Origin of the sequence: Galactobacter caseinivorans, from assembly GCF_003640665.1 — a bacterium.
Classification (GTDB): domain Bacteria; phylum Actinomycetota; class Actinomycetes; order Actinomycetales; family Micrococcaceae; genus Galactobacter; species Galactobacter caseinivorans.
Map to the genome: position 1 here is coordinate 404573 of NZ_QQXL01000001.1, position 17454 is coordinate 422026.

Annotated in this window: 11 protein-coding genes and 2 tRNA genes; 9 read left to right on the forward strand and 4 right to left on the reverse strand. The window is 68.1% G+C overall.

Annotated elements, in window-relative coordinates; all coding sequences use genetic code 11:
* The first annotated feature begins 11 nt into the window (after positions 1 to 11).
* Together nudC and DWQ67_RS01915 are read left to right on the forward strand one after the other, a co-directional pair.
* Positions 12 to 989 (forward strand): NAD(+) diphosphatase, encoded by a 978-nt coding sequence (gene nudC, locus DWQ67_RS01910; protein ID WP_121483884.1) that lies wholly within the window; start codon positions 12 to 14, stop codon positions 987 to 989.
* Positions 986 to 3094, forward strand: coding sequence for an ATP-dependent DNA helicase UvrD2 (locus DWQ67_RS01915; protein ID WP_233555863.1), 2109 nt, complete (start codon positions 986 to 988; stop codon positions 3092 to 3094). The genes nudC and DWQ67_RS01915 overlap by 4 nt, the downstream gene beginning before the upstream one ends.
* A gap of 8 nt (positions 3095 to 3102) precedes the next feature.
* On the opposite strand, the gene DWQ67_RS01920 is transcribed toward DWQ67_RS01915, so the two are convergent.
* Positions 3103 to 4134, reverse strand: coding sequence for a ubiquitin-activating E1 family protein (locus tag DWQ67_RS01920; RefSeq protein WP_121483885.1), 1032 nt, complete (start codon positions 4132 to 4134; stop codon positions 3103 to 3105).
* Between the two features lie 198 nt (positions 4135 to 4332).
* Between DWQ67_RS01920 and DWQ67_RS01925 the strand changes: the two genes are divergently transcribed.
* Positions 4333 to 4884: a M48 metallopeptidase family protein gene (locus DWQ67_RS01925; protein WP_121483886.1), complete on the forward strand. Its 552-nt coding sequence runs from the start codon at positions 4333 to 4335 to the stop codon at positions 4882 to 4884.
* On the opposite strand, the gene DWQ67_RS01930 is transcribed toward DWQ67_RS01925, so the two are convergent.
* On the reverse strand, positions 4881 to 6419 hold the full coding sequence (locus DWQ67_RS01930; protein ID WP_121483887.1) for a zinc-dependent metalloprotease: 1539 nt from the start codon (positions 6417 to 6419) through the stop codon (positions 4881 to 4883). The two genes, DWQ67_RS01925 and DWQ67_RS01930, sit on opposite strands and share 4 nt — an antisense overlap.
* A 165-nt stretch (positions 6420 to 6584) precedes the next feature.
* On the opposite strand from DWQ67_RS01930, the gene DWQ67_RS01935 reads away from it, so the two are divergent.
* The 4 genes from DWQ67_RS01935 (at position 6585) to DWQ67_RS01950 (ending at position 11414) form a co-directional block, all read left to right on the forward strand.
* Positions 6585 to 7637, forward strand: coding sequence for a YlbL family protein (locus DWQ67_RS01935; RefSeq protein WP_121483888.1), 1053 nt, complete (start codon positions 6585 to 6587; stop codon positions 7635 to 7637).
* Between the two features lie 364 nt (positions 7638 to 8001).
* Positions 8002 to 10974 carry a UPF0182 family membrane protein gene (locus tag DWQ67_RS01940; RefSeq protein WP_121483889.1) on the forward strand — a complete coding sequence of 991 codons (2973 nt, stop codon included), beginning with the start codon at positions 8002 to 8004 and terminating at the stop codon, positions 10972 to 10974.
* A 111-nt stretch (positions 10975 to 11085) separates the two neighbouring features.
* Positions 11086 to 11162, forward strand: a tRNA-Met gene (locus tag DWQ67_RS01945).
* 175 nt (positions 11163 to 11337) lie between these two features.
* Positions 11338 to 11414, forward strand: a tRNA-Met gene (locus DWQ67_RS01950).
* Between the two features lie 135 nt (positions 11415 to 11549).
* On the opposite strand, the gene DWQ67_RS01955 is transcribed toward DWQ67_RS01950, so the two are convergent.
* Positions 11550 to 12284, reverse strand: a complete 735-nt coding sequence (locus tag DWQ67_RS01955) for a PspA/IM30 family protein (protein ID WP_121483890.1) — start codon at positions 12282 to 12284, stop codon at positions 11550 to 11552.
* Between the two features lie 34 nt (positions 12285 to 12318).
* Positions 12319 to 14406 (reverse strand): TPM domain-containing protein, encoded by a 2088-nt coding sequence (locus tag DWQ67_RS14185; RefSeq protein WP_158595326.1) that lies wholly within the window; start codon positions 14404 to 14406, stop codon positions 12319 to 12321.
* A 241-nt stretch (positions 14407 to 14647) separates the two neighbouring features.
* Here DWQ67_RS14185 and DWQ67_RS13680 point away from each other — a divergent pair, with 241 nt between their 5' ends.
* Both DWQ67_RS13680 and DWQ67_RS01975 read left to right on the forward strand, forming a co-directional pair.
* Positions 14648 to 16549, forward strand: a complete 1902-nt coding sequence (locus DWQ67_RS13680) for a S1C family serine protease (RefSeq protein ID WP_158595327.1) — start codon at positions 14648 to 14650, stop codon at positions 16547 to 16549.
* Positions 16550 to 16638: 89 nt separating this feature from the next.
* Complete coding sequence (locus DWQ67_RS01975; RefSeq protein ID WP_199712572.1) at positions 16639 to 17451, forward strand: electron transfer flavoprotein subunit beta/FixA family protein; 813 nt, start codon at positions 16639 to 16641, stop codon at positions 17449 to 17451.
* Positions 17452 to 17454 lie beyond the last annotated feature (3 nt).

The window sequence follows — 17454 nt, forward strand, 5'->3', positions numbered from 1 at the left end:
AACCTAGAGTCATGACTTTTGTGCCGCAGTATTCGCTTGCCCCGCTCGCCCTCACGGGGGGCGGCGTGGACCGCGGCGGCGAGGATCGGCGCAAGCAGGGATGGCTGGATTCCGCGCTGGAGCGCGGCTCCACCCGCCTGCTGGCAGTCGTGGGCGGCAAGACCTTAGTGCTCGACGACGCGCTGGCGGCCCCGGAGCTCGGCGCACCTGGGGTGCGGGCCGGCCTGGCAGAGGCCACCGTCCTGGTGTGGCTCGGCAGGGTGGACGGCGTGGACGGCGCAGCTGGGGTGGACTGGGTCGCGGCGCAGTTTGTGCAGGAGCCGCAGTGGTGGGCGCGGGCGAGCGCCGGGGGTGCCACGCCGGTTGGCTTGCGGGGAGCGGCAGAGCTGAGCCGCACGGACGCGGCCTTGCTCACCCAAGCCGTCGCCGTCCTGAATTGGCACTCGGTGACCTCCTTCTGCTCCCGCTGCGGCGCGCCTAACGAGGTGGTGGACGCCGGATGGGTGCGCCGGTGCACGGCCCAGGGAACGGACCACTTTCCCCGCACCGATCCTGCCGTGATTGTGCTGGTCACGGATGCCCATGACCGGGTGCTGTTGGGCGCCAACGCGGCCTGGGGCGGGGACCGTTTCTCCATGCTTGCCGGGTTTGTTGAACCGGGGGAATCCTTGGAGGAGGCGGTGATTCGTGAGGTCGGAGAGGAATCTGGCGTGAGCCTGGACGCCCCGCGCTACCTTGGCTCCCAGCCGTGGCCCCTGCCTGCCTCGCTCATGGTTGCCTTCCATGCCATGGCCCTCTCCACGCATACCGTCCCGGATGGCCAGGAGATTGTGGCCACCCGGTGGTTCACCAGGGATGAGCTGGCCAGCGAAGTGGCGGCGGGCAGCATCGGCGTCCCCGGCGGAGTGTCCGTGGCCGGAGCCATGTTGCGCGCCTGGTTTGGCGGGGAGCTTCCCACCCCCGCGACATCCAAGGAGGCGCGCAAGTGAGCCTCACCCCACAGGAGATTTTGTCCGGGTTGGACGCGGAGCAGTTGCAGGTCGCGAGCAACCTTCACGGCCCCATGGTGGTGGTGGCGGGCGCCGGAACCGGTAAGACCCGCGCCATCACCCACCGCATTGCCCACGGCGTGGCGGCGGGGGAGTACGTGCCCCAGCAGGTCTTAGCCGTGACCTTCACCGCCCGCGCCGCTGCAGAGATGCGGACCCGGTTGCGCGGGCTCGGTGCCGCGGGCGTGCAGGCCCACACCTTCCACGCGGCGGCGCTGCGCCAGCTGCAATACTTCTGGCCGCAGTCAGTGGGCGGCGTACTGCCCAATCTGGTGGATCACAAGGCGTCGTTGGTGGCAGAGGCCGCGCGCCGCCTGCGGGTCAACGCGGACCGCGCCACGGTGAGGGACCTGGCAGGGGAGATCGAGTGGGCCAAGGTCTCCATGCTCACCCCGGAGACCTACGGTGCGCCCTCCATCCAACGCGACCCGGTCGCGGATCTTGACCACACGGCTCTTGCCCGCGTCTACCAGGCCTACGAGGACGTCAAGGCGGATCGCGGCCTGATTGACTTTGAGGACGTGCTGCTGCTGATGGTCGGCATTCTGGAGGATGACGAGCGGGTAGCGGCCCAGGTGCGTTCGCAGTACCGTCATTTCACCGTGGATGAGTACCAGGACGTCTCCCCGCTGCAGCAGCGCCTCCTTGACCTCTGGGTCGGCACACGGGGGGAGCTGTGTGTGGTGGGAGATCCCAGCCAGACCATCTACTCCTTCACCGGCGCCACTCCGCGCCACCTGCTGGAGTTCACGCGCACCCACCCGGAGGCGCAGGAGGTCCATCTGGTGCGGGACTACCGCTCCACGCCGCAGGTGGTGCACCTGGCCAACCGGCTCTTGGGCGGGCGTCACCCGGAGCGCGGAGTGGATCAGCGCGGCACCGTGTGGCCGGAACCGTTGGAGCTCATTGCCCAGCGCGAGAAGGGCCCTGAGCCGGAGTATCACGAGCTGCCAGATGATGAGTCTGAGGCCGTTTTTGTTGCCCAGCGCATCAAGTCGCTCATGCAGCGCGACGGCGTCAAACTGCGAGACATCGCCGTGCTGTACCGCACCAACGGGCAATCAGAGGCGCTGGAGCGTGCGCTGAGCGCGCAGAACCTTGGCTATCAGCTGCGCGGCGCCGAGCGCTTCTTTCAGCGCAGGGAGGTTCGCGAGGGGTTGGCGCAGATTCGCTCCTCCGCCCGCAACGCGCCCCTTGAACAGGCCACCCAACTCTCCCGTGACCTGCTGGCCTCCTTGGGCTGGCAGCGCAACGCGCCCACGGCCGCCGGAGCGGTGCGCGAGCGCTGGGAGTCCCTGGCGGCGCTGGTCGCGCTCGCCGATGAGCTCGACGCCGCGAAGCCAGAGGGCGAGCACCTCACCATGGAGAGCTTCGCGGCGGAGCTGGAGGCCAGGGCGGCCACGGCGCATGCCCCGGTGGTAGAGGGCGTGACGCTGGCATCGCTGCACTCCTCCAAGGGCCTGGAGTGGGGCACCGTGTTCCTGGTGGGCCTCTCCGAGGGGCTCATGCCCATCTCCTTTGCCGAGACGCAATCCGACTTTGATGAGGAGCGCCGCCTGCTCTACGTGGGGGTGACCCGTGCCGAGACCCGGCTGATCCTGAGCTGGTCGCTGTCGCGGACCACGGGCGGGCGTGGCAGGCGCCGCCGCAGCCGCTTCCTGGCTGGCCTGGCCCCGGCCACGGGTCGTGAGAGCGTCACGGCGGACGCCGCGCAGTCCAGGACCCGGCGCAGCGCCGCCCCGGTGCGCTGCCGGGTCTGCGGCACCGTGCTGGAGACGCCGGCGGAGCGCAAGTTGCGCCGCTGCTCCACCTGCCCGTCCATCTACGACGAGGCGGTGTTTGAGGCGCTGCGCACGTGGCGCTCTGAGGCGGCCAAGGAGGCGGGAATGCCCGCCTTTGTCATCTTTACGGACGCCACCCTCATGGCGATCGCCGAGGAGATGCCGCAGTCACCGCAGGCCCTGCTGGCCATCCCAGGCATCGGCCGGTCCAAGCTGGAGCGCTTTGGCGAGGACGTGATGTCGGTGCTCGTCGACCTGCGCTGAGCCCCCTCCTACGCCGCGGGGCTTCCCTGCTCGATGCTTCCTTGCTCGAGGCTTCCCTGCTCGGCGGTACCGTGCGCGCAGCTGGCCGGGAGCGGCTCAAAGTGAATCGCCGCAGCGCCCAGCGTCCCCACGTAGGCGCCGTTGACGACGCTCGGGGCAAACACGCCGTCGAGCACCATGACCACCGCCTGCGCAGCCAACCCGGCCGCGAGCACAGCAGAGGTGGTCTCGGGCGAGGCGCCGCCGCCCAGGAGCTCCTCTCCCTCCTCCAGCACCCGCCACGCCTCGCTGCGGCAGGCCTCGCAGCCGGCGGCCCCTGGCAGGGCAAGCGGCCCCACCCTGAAACCGCCCTCATGGAAAACCACGGGCAGCACGGGCAGGTCGGCGCAGCCCAGCCTCGCTGCCAGGCCCGCCTCGATGCCGTCGCGAACCACCAGGACCAACAGGTCCGTGCCGCGCTCAGCCTCCGTGAGGCTCACGGGAGAGAGGACGTGGGTATGCGGATACAGGCGCGCCACATGCCTGGCGACCGCGGCCGGGCGCGGCAGACCCAGTTCGGTGAGCCGCAAAGGGGAGGATCCCAGGTCATCCGGGGCCACCGGCGTGTCATCGGCGAGTGCCAGCTGACCCACGCCGGCCGCGGCCAGGGTGAAGGCCAGGGCCATGCCGCAGCGATCCAGCCCGGAGATCCACACCCGCCGGCGCAGCCGTCCCTCCAGCGGGTGCTCGCCGCTGCGACCAAACGCTCCCGCCCACCCGTAGCCGTCGGTGCGCAGGCGGTCCGCGGCCAATCCGGGCAATGCGTGGCACGGCTCGGAGTCCACCAGCACGTGCGCCACGCTCTGTAACAGCCGTCCGCGGGCCAGCGCCGCGTCGCTATTCGGCGGCGGTGGCGGGATGGTCTCGCCGCGGGCCAGCCGCCGCAGAACGTCCAGGTCCGCCTCTGAGACGTCGTGCAGTTCGGTGTGCCCTGGTCCGGTCCCCACCCGCACCGTCCCCCTGCCGTTGGCCAGCAGGCGTACTCCAGGATTGATGCGCATCCGTGCCCTCCCTCACCGGTGGACAACGCCCCCGTGGCCTGCCCTTGGAGCGCTATCGTGGCATGGAGTTCGGCAGGTGCTGCCGGGTCATCCACAGGTGCAGCAATCCGGTCCCTCACAGCGGCGATCCGGGAAGGCCCCGCTGGTGCACGGTAAAGCAGTTGTAGCGGTCAAGGAATGATCAAGAAAAGAGGGACCATGCCCACGGCAGAGGTGGAGTATATCCGTGAAGACGGCATTCGCGTGCGCGTGAAGCGCTCCACCAAACGCACCCGCACCGTCAACGCCGCATGGCGAGAGGGCGTCGCCGTGGTCTCCATTCCGGCTCGGCTCAGCCGCAAGGAGGAGCAACACTGGGTGGACACCATGCTGGTGAAACTCATGAGCAAACGGAAGCCGTTGCCCGCCGGAGACGATGAGTTGCTGCGGCGCACGCAGATGCTCAGCGCCCGCTACCTGGACGGGCGGGCCCGGCCGCTCAGCGTTCGCTGGGTCAGCAATCAGCACCGCCGCTGGGGCTCAGCCACGGCATCGGAGGGCACCATTCGCCTCTCAGACAGGCTGCGGGAGATGCCGGAGTGGGTGGTGGATTTTGTGCTGGTGCATGAATTGGCGCACCTGCTCGCGGACGATGGCCACGGGCCGCAATTTAAGGCGCTGGAGGCGCGCTACCCCAGACGCGTCGAGGCCCAGGCGTTCCTGAACGGAGTCACCTGGGCCTCGGATCGCGAGGGGGAAGTGGAGTTTTAGGCTCCGGTTCCCTTGCCCTCGCCGGCGGGGCTGTCCCCGTCCTTGGGGTCCTCACCGTGCTCGGAGCTGGTGTCATCGGAGCTGGTGTCGTCGGAGCTGGGCTCATCTGAGCTGGGGCCGGCAGCGCCGTCTTCTCCTGCGCCGCCCTCGTCGGACCAATCGGCCGTGCCGGAGGTGTCGGCCGGGCCGTCCTCGGCATCCTCCGCCGCAGTTTCCTTGGCGGGGGTCTCCGGCTTGTTATCCAGCCACGCGGCGAGTGCGGCGTCGATGTCCTCATCCGTGGCGTCCAGCAGGGCGCGCCGCGTGAAGAAGCCGGCCGGATCATCCAGATCCTCCGCCGTGGGAACCAGACCGGGTTCCTTCCACAGGGCGTCGCGGGCCTCGGCACCCTGCTCGGCGCTGATGCTCTCCCAGAGGGTTGCTGCCTCGCGAGCCCGGCGTGGGCGCAGCTGCAGCCCCACTAGGCCGGCAAAGGCCTGCTCGCCGGGGCCGCCAAGGGCCCGGCGCCGCCGCAGCGTCTCCCGTAGGGCGGGCGCGGAGGGGAGGTGATCGGCAGCGGAGGTCACCACTGCGTCCACCCAGCCCTCAATCAGCGCAAGGATGGTCTCCAGGCGGGCCAACGCCGCCTGCTGGCGGGGCGTGGTGGCGGGTTCAAGCATGCCGCCGCTCAGGACCTCTTGGATGGCCGCGGGGTCGGAGGGGTCAATGCCCTGGATGCGCTCCTGAATGGCGGAGGTATCGATGGAGATGCCGGCGGCGAAGTCCCGGACCAGCTCCAACACATGTGCCTCAAGCCACGGGGCGGAGTGGAATAGGCGCTGGTGGGCCGCCTCACGCAGGGCGAGGTAGAGCAATACCTCCTGGCGCGGCAGCTCCAGGCCCTCGCTGAACGCGGCAACGTTTTGCGGAACCAGGGCAAAGCGGCGCCCGGCCAGGGGCAGGCCGGTGTCGGTCCCACCCAGGACCTCGGAGGAGAGGGTGCCAACGGCCTGGCCAAGCTGGGCCCCAAAGAGCGCGCCGCCCAGGGACTTGAGCATGCCTCCGGCCGGGCCAAGCATGGCGGTGGCCTCAGCGGGGAGCTGCGTCTCCAGTGAGCCGGAGACGGCGTCCGCGGCGGACTGCGCCACGGGCTCGGTCAGTGCCTGCCACTGCGGCAGGGTGGCCTCCACCCATTCGGTGCGGGTGAGGGCGCGGGCCTCGGTGGAGGAGGTGGTGAATTCGGTGGCGGCATCCAGCCAGAGCTCGGCGAGCCGGGCTGCCTCCGCCACGTCTCGGGTCTGGGAGGAGTCCACGGCAGCGGAGTCGGTGATGGCCTTGCGCGCCGAATCCTTGGCCAGGGTCCAGTTCACTGGGCCATCGCCCCCGGACGCCATGGCGCCAAAGAAAGATTGCAACTGCCCAAACATGGCCTGCATCGCGGCCGAGTCAGGCATTCCTTGGGCGTTCTGGCCACCAAAGAATTGCCCGAACATCCGCGAAAGCGGGTCCTGGGGTTCGTTGTCGTCGGGATCGGGGCTGGAGGGGTTCTCGGCCATGTCCTTACCGTACTCGGCGGGCCCCTCCGGCGGGTGGTGGTTCGCTGATGGCTCACTGTGAGGCTGGGCGTGGGCCGCCGCGTCGCAGCGCTCACCCGGTCGCAACCACTAGGCTACGGAGCGCGTACCCCACGCATCCACCCCGTCCCCACAAGGAGAATCGCCGTGCCAAGCAAGCGCCCCACTCAGGCCTCAACGCAACGTTTGATGACGTGGTGCGGGGCCGGCGCGGCTGTGCTCGGAATCGTGGGGATCTTTGGGCCCACAGCCTTTGTCGTGGAGGGCCCAGGCCCCGCGGTGAACACCCTCGGTGAGTACCACGACGCCAAGATCCTGGAGATCTCGGGGCACAAGACCTACCCGACCCAGAGCAGGTTGGACCTGACCACGGTGTCCGTGGCGGGCGGCCCCGGGCGTGAGATTCGTGGCTTTGAGGCCTTCGGCGCCTGGCTGAGCCCGCAGGAGGACCTGCAGCCAAAGGAGTTTGTGTACCCCGCGGGAACCACCAGCGAGGAGAGCGATTCCCAAAACGCCGTGGCCATGACTGACTCGCAGCAGGTGGCAGCCGCGGCGGCCCTGACCGAGTTGGGGATCGACTACAAGATCCAGACGGTGGTGGCCGGCACGGTGGAAGAGAAGGGGAGCCTGTTCAAGACGGGGGATGTGCTCAAGAAGGTCAACGGCACCACCATTTCCGCCCTTGACCAGGCCCCGGCGGCGGTCAAGGCCTCCACCGGGGACACCATCCCGGTCGTCGTGACGCGCGGCGGCAAGGACGTGACACTGAAGGCGCCGGTCAACAACGTGGAGGGTCAGCGCTCCCTTGGCCTCTACATTCAGGGCACCTATGACTTCCCCTTCCAGGTGAAGTTTGGGCTCAAGGACATCGGTGGCCCCTCGGCCGGCGGCATGCTGGCTCTGGGCATCTACGACAAGCTCACGGAGGGGTCCTTGGCGGGGGATCGCCACGTGGCGGGCACCGGCACCATCACGGCGGACGGCAAGGTGGGTGCCATCGGCGGTATCGCCCAGAAGGTCGTGGGCGCCAAGCTGGAGGGCGCCAGCGTCTTCCTGGCCCCGGCCGCCAACTGCGCGGAGCTAAAGGGGCGGGTGCCGCAGGGCCTGGACGTCTACTCCGTTGCCACCCTCAAGGAGGGCGTCGCCACGCTGACGGCCCTTGGCAAGGGCGATCAGCCCACGGCGGCGCGCTGCGGCTAACGCCCCGCCGCACGGCCAAGGCCCCGCAGCGCGGCCAACGCCACCACGCGGCGTCGGGCACTGTGTTCGACGCCGCGTGGCGCGTCAAGCGCGCGGGCGGCGGACCCCGGCCGCCCACCAGCCTTCCTGTGAACCGGTACGCCAGGAGCGGAGGGCCAGCCCCGTTTAGTGTTGTGCCGCACGTGCCTGGCAGAATGGCCTAAAGCACCTTGGTGCCATCTGGGCACCGGTTGCGAGCTTGCCAGCAACGACGATTCGAGGACCTCGCGTGAGCACCGGCCCCACTTCCCCCTTCTCTTCAGGACCGCCAAGAGGCGGCTCGGCTGACACTGCCGATGCCCCGTCTCGCCGCGTCGGACCGCTGGTGCCTGCCCTCATCGGCGTGGCCGTGCTGGTCGGCGCCTTTGTCCTGTTCTCGCACTTCTACTCAGACGTGCTCTGGTTTAACCAGCTGGACTTTGGCGGGGTGTTCTGGACCGAGACCATCACGCGCGTGGTGCTCTTTGCCATCGCCTTTGTGCTGATGAGCGTGGCCGTCTGGGTGCAATTGCACCTGGCCTGGCGCCGACGGCCCGTCTACGCCCCGGCGGAGCGCGCGGATGATCCGCTGGCTCGCTTCGAGGGGCAGGTCCAGTCCGCTCGCCGCGCGGCCATGATCGTGATCCCCCTGGTGATCGGCGTCTTCGCGGGCGTCACCGTCACCTCCGGCTGGCAGACCGTGCAGCTCTTTTTGCACCGTGTTCCCTTCGGCAGCACGGACCCGCAGTTTGGCCTGGACGTGGGCTTCTTTGTCACCGTCCTCCCGTTCCTGAAGATGCTGGTGGGCTTCCTGTCCTCCGTGGTCCTCTTCAGCGCCATCGCGGGCGTCATCGCCAACTACCTCTTTGGTGGCATCCGCGTGCAGGAGCGCGGCGGGCTGCAGATCACCAAGGCGGCCGGGTGGCAGATCGCCGTGTCCGTGGCCATTTTCTTGCTGGTGCAGGCCGGCAACTTCTGGCTTGGCATGTATGACACGGTCCTGAACCAGGGCGGCAAGGTCCCCGGCGCCCTCTTCACCGACGTGAACGCCGTGATCCCCACGCGCACCATCCTCGCCGTCGCGGCGGTCGCCGTGGCCATCGCCTTCATCGTGGGCGCGATCATGGGCAAGTGGCGCCTGCCGCTCATCACCACCGCCATGCTGGTGGTCGTCTCCATCGTGGCCGGCGCCATCTACCCGGCAGCCATCCAGCAGTTCAGCGTCAAGCCCTCGGAGAAGTCGCAGGAAAAGGAATTCATCCAGCGCAACATCGACATGACGCGGGCCGCGTACGGTCTGGCTGACGTGCAGGCGGAGGACTACGCGGCGGAGACCAAGCCCAAGAAGGACGCCCTGTCCAAGGACGCGGCGACCACCACCAACATCCGCCTGCTGGATCCCACCATCGTCTCCCCGGCCTTTGCCCAGTTGCAGCAGTATCGCGACTACTACCAGTTCCCCAAGACGCTCTCCGTGGATCGCTACACGGTGGATGGCAAGACCCAAGACACGGTCATTGCGCTGCGTGAGGTCAACGCGCCCACCGGCTCCTGGGTCAACCAGCACGTGACCTATACCCACGGCTACGGCGCGGTGGCTGCGGATGGCAACAAGGTCACCAGCGAGGGCAACCCGGACTTCAGCTTGAGTGGCATCACGGACACCGGCAACTTGCTTGAGGGCAAGAAGTACGAGCCGCGCATCTACTTTGGCCAGAACTCTCCCGACTACTCCATTGTGGGCGGGCCAGAGGGCTGGGCCCCGCGTGAACTTGACCGCCCCGCAGGCGCGGATAAGAACGCAGGGGACACCCGCAACACCTTCAAGGAAGATGGCGGCCCCCGCGTGGGCAACTTCTTCAACAAGCTGGTCTACTCGGTGAAGTTTGGGTCCATGGACCTGCTGCTCTCCGATGCGGTCAACAGCGAGTCGCAGATCCTCTATGACCGCGACCCGCAGCAGCGCGTCAAGTCGGTTGCGCCGTTCCTCACCGTTGACTCCGCGGCCTACCCGGCCGTGATCGACGGCCGCATCAAGTGGATCGTGGACGGCTACACCACCAGCAACAACTACCCGTACTCCAAGTCGCAGACGTTGGGCGATGCGGTGCAGGACACCGTGACGACCGGCCAGACCGTCTCCACCTCTGATCAGTTCTCTGACCGCGTGAATTACATTCGCAACTCCGTTAAGGCCACGGTGGACGCCTCTGACGGTTCGGTGGAGCTCTACGCGTGGGATGAGAACGAGCCGCTGCTGAAGGCGTGGCAGGGCGTGTTCCCCAACACCATCAAGCCCATGGGTGACATGAGCAAGGAACTCATGGAGCACGTGCGCTACCCGGAGGACCTGTTCAAGGTCCAGCGTGAGCTGCTCGGCGAGTACCACGTCACCGACGCGGACGTCTTCTACGAGCAGGCGGATGCCTGGCAGGTGCCCAATGACCCGACCGCGGGCTCTAACAGCACCACCAAGCAGCCCCCGTACTACCTCTCCATGAAGCTGCCCAATGAGACGGAGGAGTCCTTCTCCCTCACCAGCACCTTCATTCCGCGGCAGACGGGGTCCAACGCCAGGAACGTGATGTACGGCTTCCTGGCCGCCAACGGTGACGCCGGGAACAAACCGGGGGAGAAGGCCGCCAACTACGGCAAGATCTCCCTGCTGAAACTGCCAACGCAGGACAGCGTCCCTGGCCCAGGCCAGGCGCAGCAGAACTTCGACTCCAACTCCGAAGTTTCAACGCAGCTGAACCTGCTGAGACAGGGTGCCTCCACGGTGAGGAACGGCAACCTGCTTGCCCTGCCAGTGGGCGGCGGCATGCTCTATGTGCAGCCGGTGTACGTGCAGTCCACGGGCGGCACGTCCTTCCCCACACTGCGTAAGGTGCTGGTCTCCTTCGGCAATAGCGTGGGCTTTGCCGACACCTTGCCAGAGGCGCTTGATCAGGTCTTTGGCGGTCAATCCGGCGCAACGACGACGGATGGCAGCGGTACCAGCAAGGAAGAGGGGGACAAGGACGGCAACCAGCCCGCCCAGAGCGAGCAGCAAAAGCTCTCCACCTCTCTCAAGGACGCCAGCGACGCGATCAAGGAGGGCCAGGACGCCCTGGCCAAGAATGACTTCGCCGCCTACGGCAAGGCACAGGAGAAGTTGCAGAAGGCGCTGGAGGAGGCCACAGCGGCCGACGACGCGATCAAGGGTTCTGCGGCTGCGAAGCCTTCCGCTGGGGCACCGCAGGGTGACGCCAGTGGCTCGGCCAGCCCATCGCCGTCGGGCGGGGCATCGCCATCCGCCAGCCCATCGCCGTCGCCGTGATCCTGGTCACCGGTTGATCCATTCGGCCCCTTTTCCGCGCAAACGCAGGGTTGCGCGGGGGAGGGGCCGATTTGGTTCCTGTTCACCTTGGCGGTAGGCTGGAGTCATCGCCGCGGGGTGGAGCAGTTCGGTAGCTCGCCGGGCTCATAACCCGGAGGTCACAGGTTCAAATCCTGTCCCCGCAACCACTGGTTGCATTGCTTGAGAAAGCTTCGCAGCGAAAAGAAGGCCCGTCCACTGGACGGGCCTTCTTGCGTTTGCCCCGTCTTCGTGTGGGGCCGCGCCATCCGAGGTGTGCGGCACGTGCGCGGGCTGGGGCGTGGTCGGTGGCGCGGCGCAGAGCGTGTAAACTGGATCTATCGCCGCGGGGTGGAGCAGTTCGGTAGCTCGCCGGGCTCATAACCCGGAGGTCACAGGTTCAAATCCTGTCCCCGCAACCATTGGTTGCATTGCTTGAAAGAGCTTCGTAGCGAAAAGAAGGCCCGTCCTCACGGACGGGCCTTCTTGCTGTGCTAGCACTTTGTGCTGCAGCGGGTCCTTGACCATCAAGGACCCGCTGACAGCGAGCGGGGGGGTCAGCCGCCCAGTTCACCCTGGGGCTTGCCGGACTTGAGTGCGGCGAGGCGCAACTCAATCTCGGTCTGCTCGCCCATGTCCACGAGCGAATCAAACTGCGCGTCAAGGCTGGAAGCGGAGAGCTCCTGCTGGCCAAGAACGCGGGCCTCCTCGCGGCGCACCTTGTCCTCAAACCGGGAGATCTCCGAGGTGGGGTCCATGATGTCGATGCTCTTGATGGCGTCGTTCACGCTGGACTGGGCCTGGGCGGACTTCTGACGGGCCACCAGTTCGTTGCGCTTGGACTGCAGCTCAACCAGCTTGCCCTTCATCTGGGTCAGGCCGGTCTTGAGACGGTCCACCACGTCGGTCTGCGAGGCGATGGACGGAGCGGCCTGCTTGGCCTCGTTCTCGCTGGAGAGCTGACGCTGCAGAGCCACCTTGGCCAGGTTGTCGAACTTGTCGGCGTCCGCCGTCTTGCCGGCCGTGCGGTACTCGTCCGCCTTGGCGGAGGCGGCGAGGGCCTTCTGGCCCCACTCCTGCGCGGCCTGGACGTCCTCGGCGTAGTCCTCCTGCATCATGCGCAGGTTGCCGATCGTCTGTGCGATCGCCGTCTCCGCCTCAGCGATGTTGTTGGAGTAGTCCCTGACCATCTGATCCAGCAGCTTCTTGGGGTCCTCAGCGGAGTCAAGGAGAGCGTTGATGTTGGCCTTGGCCAGCTGGGCGATCCGCCCGAAGATGGACTGTTTGCTCACGGTGTAGTGCCTTTCTCGAAATGGATGGGAGCGACTAGAAGTCGCCGCCCCCGCCGTCGAAGCCGCCGAAGCCGCCCCCAAAATCACCGGCACCGCCGCCGAAGCCGCCAAAGCCGCCGTCGCCGCCGCCACCGAAGAATCCTCCGTCGTTGCCGCCGCCGTGGTGTGAACCACCGCCAAGCAACACGCTACCCAGGATGCCGCCCAAAATGGCCCCACCCATGGAATTCATTCCGCCGCCCATGCCACCCATGCCGCCGCGCTGGTTCATGTCGAAGCCCTGCACGTCCTGATCTGCCAGCTGCGCCGCGGTGTCCGCGAGCTGCTCGGCGCGTTGCGCTGAGGCGAGCGCGCCTTCAGGGTCCGACGCCGCTCGGGCCGTCGCGTCTTCCAGTAACCGTCGCGCTTCGGCCAAGCGGGTGCGCGCCTCCGCGCCCACACCACCGCGGCGGGCACGCACAAAGTCCTCGGTGCCCTCGATCTTTGACTCGGCGGAGCGCATCACGCTCGTCAGGGCCTCTGCCGCGCGGTCTATCTGTGCCTGCCGGTCCCGGACGCTGGCCAGTGGGCCGTCCAGGGTGGAACGGGCCAGGTCAACAGAGGCCAGCAACGCCAGCGGGTCCGGCCGCCCGGAGGTGATCTGCTGGCGGACCTGCTCCAGCGCCGCCTCCAGTGCGGTGACCGGGCCGGCCAGCTCGCCATGGGTGCCGCTGTTCAGGGCCGCCTTGGCCTGCGCCAGGTCTTGGGCGGCGGCCCTGACGCTTCCCTCGAGGCGGGTGCGGGCCTCCGCCAGGCGTGTCCTAGTGGACTCGATGGCGGCGATGAGGCCGTCTGCCTGCTCGGCCGCCTGCTGCGCCGCTCGGGCAGCCAGTGCGCCCTCGCCGGGCTTGTTGTTGGCCACCCCCGCGTTGGCCTGATCCGCGGATTGCTGCACAAAGTCCAGCAGGGAGGAGGCCTGTGTGGCGTTGTCCTGGACCTGGCGCACGGCGGAGTCGGCGTAGTCGGTGGAGAGGCCGCTCAGCTCGGACTTGGCCTGCTCCAGCCGCTGACGCTGGGCAGGGAGGGCCGCCACCAAGGATGCCGTGATCTGCGGGGTCTGGGATTCCAGCTTGCGCAGATCGTCGAACTCGGCGCGGTGCTCGTTGAGGGAGGCGCTGACCCGGTGACAGCGTTCGATGATCTCTGAAGACCAGTCAAACTGCTCCTGCGGGGTATCCGGGATGTGGTCATCCAGCGCCTGCTGCAGGCGGAACGAGGCCGCCAGCTGCTCCTTGGCTGCGGTGAGGTCATCCTGGAAGGTTTTGACGGCATCCGGGCCGTACGCCGCCTCGGCAAAGCCCAGTTCCTGCTCGCTGGTGCGGATCGCATCATCCGCCGCGATCAGGAGCGGGCCCGCTTGGCGGCGCAGATCGGCAATCTCTTCCTCGGTAGGAAGTGGAGCCGCCCCACCGGGGCCACCCACCTGCCCCTGCTGTGCCTTCCACGTGGCCTCGCCCTGCTGGCGCTTGCGACGCTTGCCGAAGAACCAGACGGCCGCACCGCCGAGCACCACCACCAACAGCACGGGCACCAACCATCCAAAGCCGATCCCGCGCGCGGCGGCCGCTCCCGTACCGGAGCCGTTGGCCGGAGTGAGCGCGCCGGAGCCGCTGGCAGAGCCCCAGGCCTCGGTGGCAGCACGGACGCCCCCAGCCCAATCGTTCTGCGCAAACCTGTTCAGGGCCGCACTCCGGGCGGCGGCGTTGGCTGAGGCCACACCAGACTTGGAGTTGGCCACGACGTAGGTCTTGCGGGAGTCCGTGGCCACAAAGATCAGGGCCACATTGGAATTGCCGAGCCTATTTTTCTCAACCGTGGCCTGTGCCCACGCCTCTGGCGAGGTGGGGCCGGTGAAGCTGTCCACGAACGCGACGTAGACCTTGACGCCCGTTTGTGACTGGAAGGCGGAGAGGTCTGTGCGCAGGGCATCGGCGCTGTCCCCGAGCGCACCGGCCTTGTCCTGGACCTGAGAGGAACCGAAGGACACGGGGGCAGTGGCCTGGGCCAGGCCGGGGGCCGCCAGAAGCAGGCCAAGGGCCGCGGCAAGCGCGATCGTGAATCGTTGGAATCGACGCTTGAGCAAGGGGTCCTCCAGGTGGTCTCGGAACAGCTCCGTGGCGAAACTATCCCTCTTGCATCCTAGGAAGCGGGCTATCCCCGCGTCCACAGGACACGCTCCGCCCATGGCGTAAGCGGAGCTTTCCGTGAGCGGGCGCCTCCCTCACAGCGTTTGCTCCGTTAGGATCTGCACCAGACATAGGGGAGTCGGGGAGGCTCGCGTCGACACAGGTCGAGTCGCTCACCCCACACGAAGGGACGGCCGCATGACCGAGAACACTGATCCGTCGGCCCCGGAGCCCACCGGGGCGGGGGAGAACCCGACGGAGAGACTCGATCTGACCCCGCGGACCTCGGCCTACCCAACGCAGCCGCCCTCCACCCCCGCAGCCCAGCAGCCTCAGACTGGGCAGCCCCAGACCGGCCAGCCTCAGGGCGGGCAGTCCCAGACCGGGCAGCCGCGGCACACCCAGCCTCAGCAGCCCCAGCAGTCTCATCCGGGCCAGCAGGGGCAGCAAGGCCAGCAGGGGCAGTACCCCCAGTCGCAGGGTTACGGAGCTCAGCCGGGTCAGGCCACGCACCAGCCCGGTAACCAGCCCGGGCAGGGGTACGGGGCCCAGGGCCAGCGTCCCGGCCAAGGCCACCAGCCCGCGCAAGGCCACCAGCCCGCGCAGGGGCACCAGCCCGGATACGGGCAGTCCGCGCAGGGAGCCCGGCCGGGCCAGCCAGTTCACGGGTCGCAGCCAGCGCAGGGGTCTCAGCCAGTTCACGGGTCTCAGCCAGCGCAGGCAGGCCAGTACGGCCAGCCCGCTCGGCCTGCTCAGTTCGGCCAGTCGGCCTTTGGCGCCCCCGCCGGGTTCGGCGCCCAGCCGGGCCAGCCGGGCCAGCCGGGCCAGCCGGGCCAGCCGGGCCAGCCCGGCCAGCCCGGTCAGCCCGGCTACGCCGCCCAGCCCGGCCTCGGCACCCAGTCAGCTCACGGCACCCAGGGCGGCTCAGCGTCGTCGGGCACTCGCCGCAACAACTGGTGGCCGGCCCTGATCGCAGGCGCCCTCGCGGGCGCCCTGATCGGTGGTGGCACGGCCTGGGCCGTAACCGCCAGTTCGCCCAACGCGGTCGCGATCACCAACGGCGGGGCCACGGTCATCCAGAACCCGGAAACCGTCACCTCCGCCGGCGCGGCAGCGGCCAAGGCGCTGCCCTCCGTCGTGACCATCAGCGTCACCAACGGCAGCAAGGGCGGCAGCGGCTCGGGGATTGTGCTGGATAACGAGGGGCACATTCTCACCAACCAGCACGTGGCCACCCTCTCTGGCACCACGAGCGACGGCAAGATTGACGTGATGCTCAGCGACGGCCGCGTGCTCGCGGCGGAGCTAGTGGGTCAGGATCCTCTGTATGACCTGGCCGTCATTAAGGTCAACGCGCAGAACCTGACGCCGATCACGTGGGCGGACATGAGCAAGCTGAACGTCGGGGACACCACCGTGGCGATTGGCGCGCCGCTCGGCCTGCCCAACTCGGTCTCAGACGGTGTGGTCTCTAACCTGGAGCGCAGCATTCCCGTGGCCTCCTCGGCGGTGCCCAAGAGCGAGGGGGATGACTCCAACCCCTTCGCAAACCCGGATTCGGGCAGTGGAAGCACCGCCCGCAAGTCCGGTCAGGTCTCGCTGAACGTGATTCAGACGGACGCGGCCATCAACCACGGCAACTCCGGCGGCGCCCTCGTGAACTCTGCGGGGGAGCTGATCGGCGTGAACGTGGCCATCTACTCGCCCTCAGAGGAGGGCGGAAGCATTGGCCTGGGATTCGCGGTGCGCGGCAACGTGGCCCAGCGGGTGGCTCAGGAAATGATTGAGAAGGGGGAGGCCACCCACGGGCAGTTGGGCGTCACCATCCAGTCCAACGCGTCCAGGGAGGGCGGGAATACCTCCCGCTTCACCACCGGAGCGCGTGTTGCCACCGCCACGGCGGACTCGCCCGCGGGCAAGGCCGGCGTTCAGAGCGGTGACATCATCGTGGGTGTGGGCGGCAAACGGGTCGTGGACGCCACGGACGTCACCGCGACGGTTCGCTCCTACGCGGCCGGTGCCGAGGTGCCGGTGAAGGTCAAGCGTGGGGACAACGAGATGGAGTTCAAGGTCACCCTCGGAGCCGCCAGCGTGGGCTGATCCCCCCGCGGCGGATAGCATGATGGCGAACCGTGCCCACCGGCGCGGACCCGGCCCAGTGCCGCGCCATCGGAATCGGAAAGGTAGCGATGAGCAAGTCGTCCGGAGCACCCGTGAAGGTGCTGGTCCTGGTCAAATACGTCCCAGACGCGCAGTTCCCGCGTCACTTTGATGCGAATAATCGCCTGGAGCGAGCGGAGTCCATCCTCTCGGAACTGGACGAGTACGCCGTGGAGGCCGCACTCCAGATCAGTGAGTCCCACGGTGGGGACAAGGTCAGCCCCGTCACGGTGCTGACGGTGGGCCCCGAGGGGGCCGCGGCCGCGGTGAAGAAGTCGTTGCAGATGGGTGCCGCGAGCGGCGTTCACGTGCTCGACGACGCGATCGCGGGTTCCGATGCCCTGTCCACTTCACGCGTCCTGGAGGCCGCGGTTCGCCGCCTGCAGCCGGACCTGGTGGTCACGGGTATGAGCTCCACGGACGCTGAAACGGGCGTGTTGCCGTCCATGGTCGCGGCCCGCCTTGGCTGGCCGCAGCTGACCCTGGCCAGCGAGGTCACGCTCTCCGAGGATGCGGGCACGCTCTCCGTGCGTCGCGACGAGGACGCCGTCTCCCTCACGCTCTCCAGCCCGCTGCCGGCCGTGCTCTCGGTGACGGATCAGGCCAACGAGCCGCGCTATCCCAACTTCAAGTCCATTCTTGGCGCACGCAAGAAGCCGGTGGAGACCATCAGCCTGGCCGAGCTTGGCCTCTCTGCCGACCTGGTCGGGGCCGCTGGCTCCGCGGTCTCTCTGCTGGAGGCCGGGGACGCCCCGGCTCGCGCCGCCGGCCGCGTCATCGTGGATGATGGCAGCGCCGGAGTGGCCCTGGTCGATTTCCTTGCCGATCGCAAGCTGCTTTAGGAG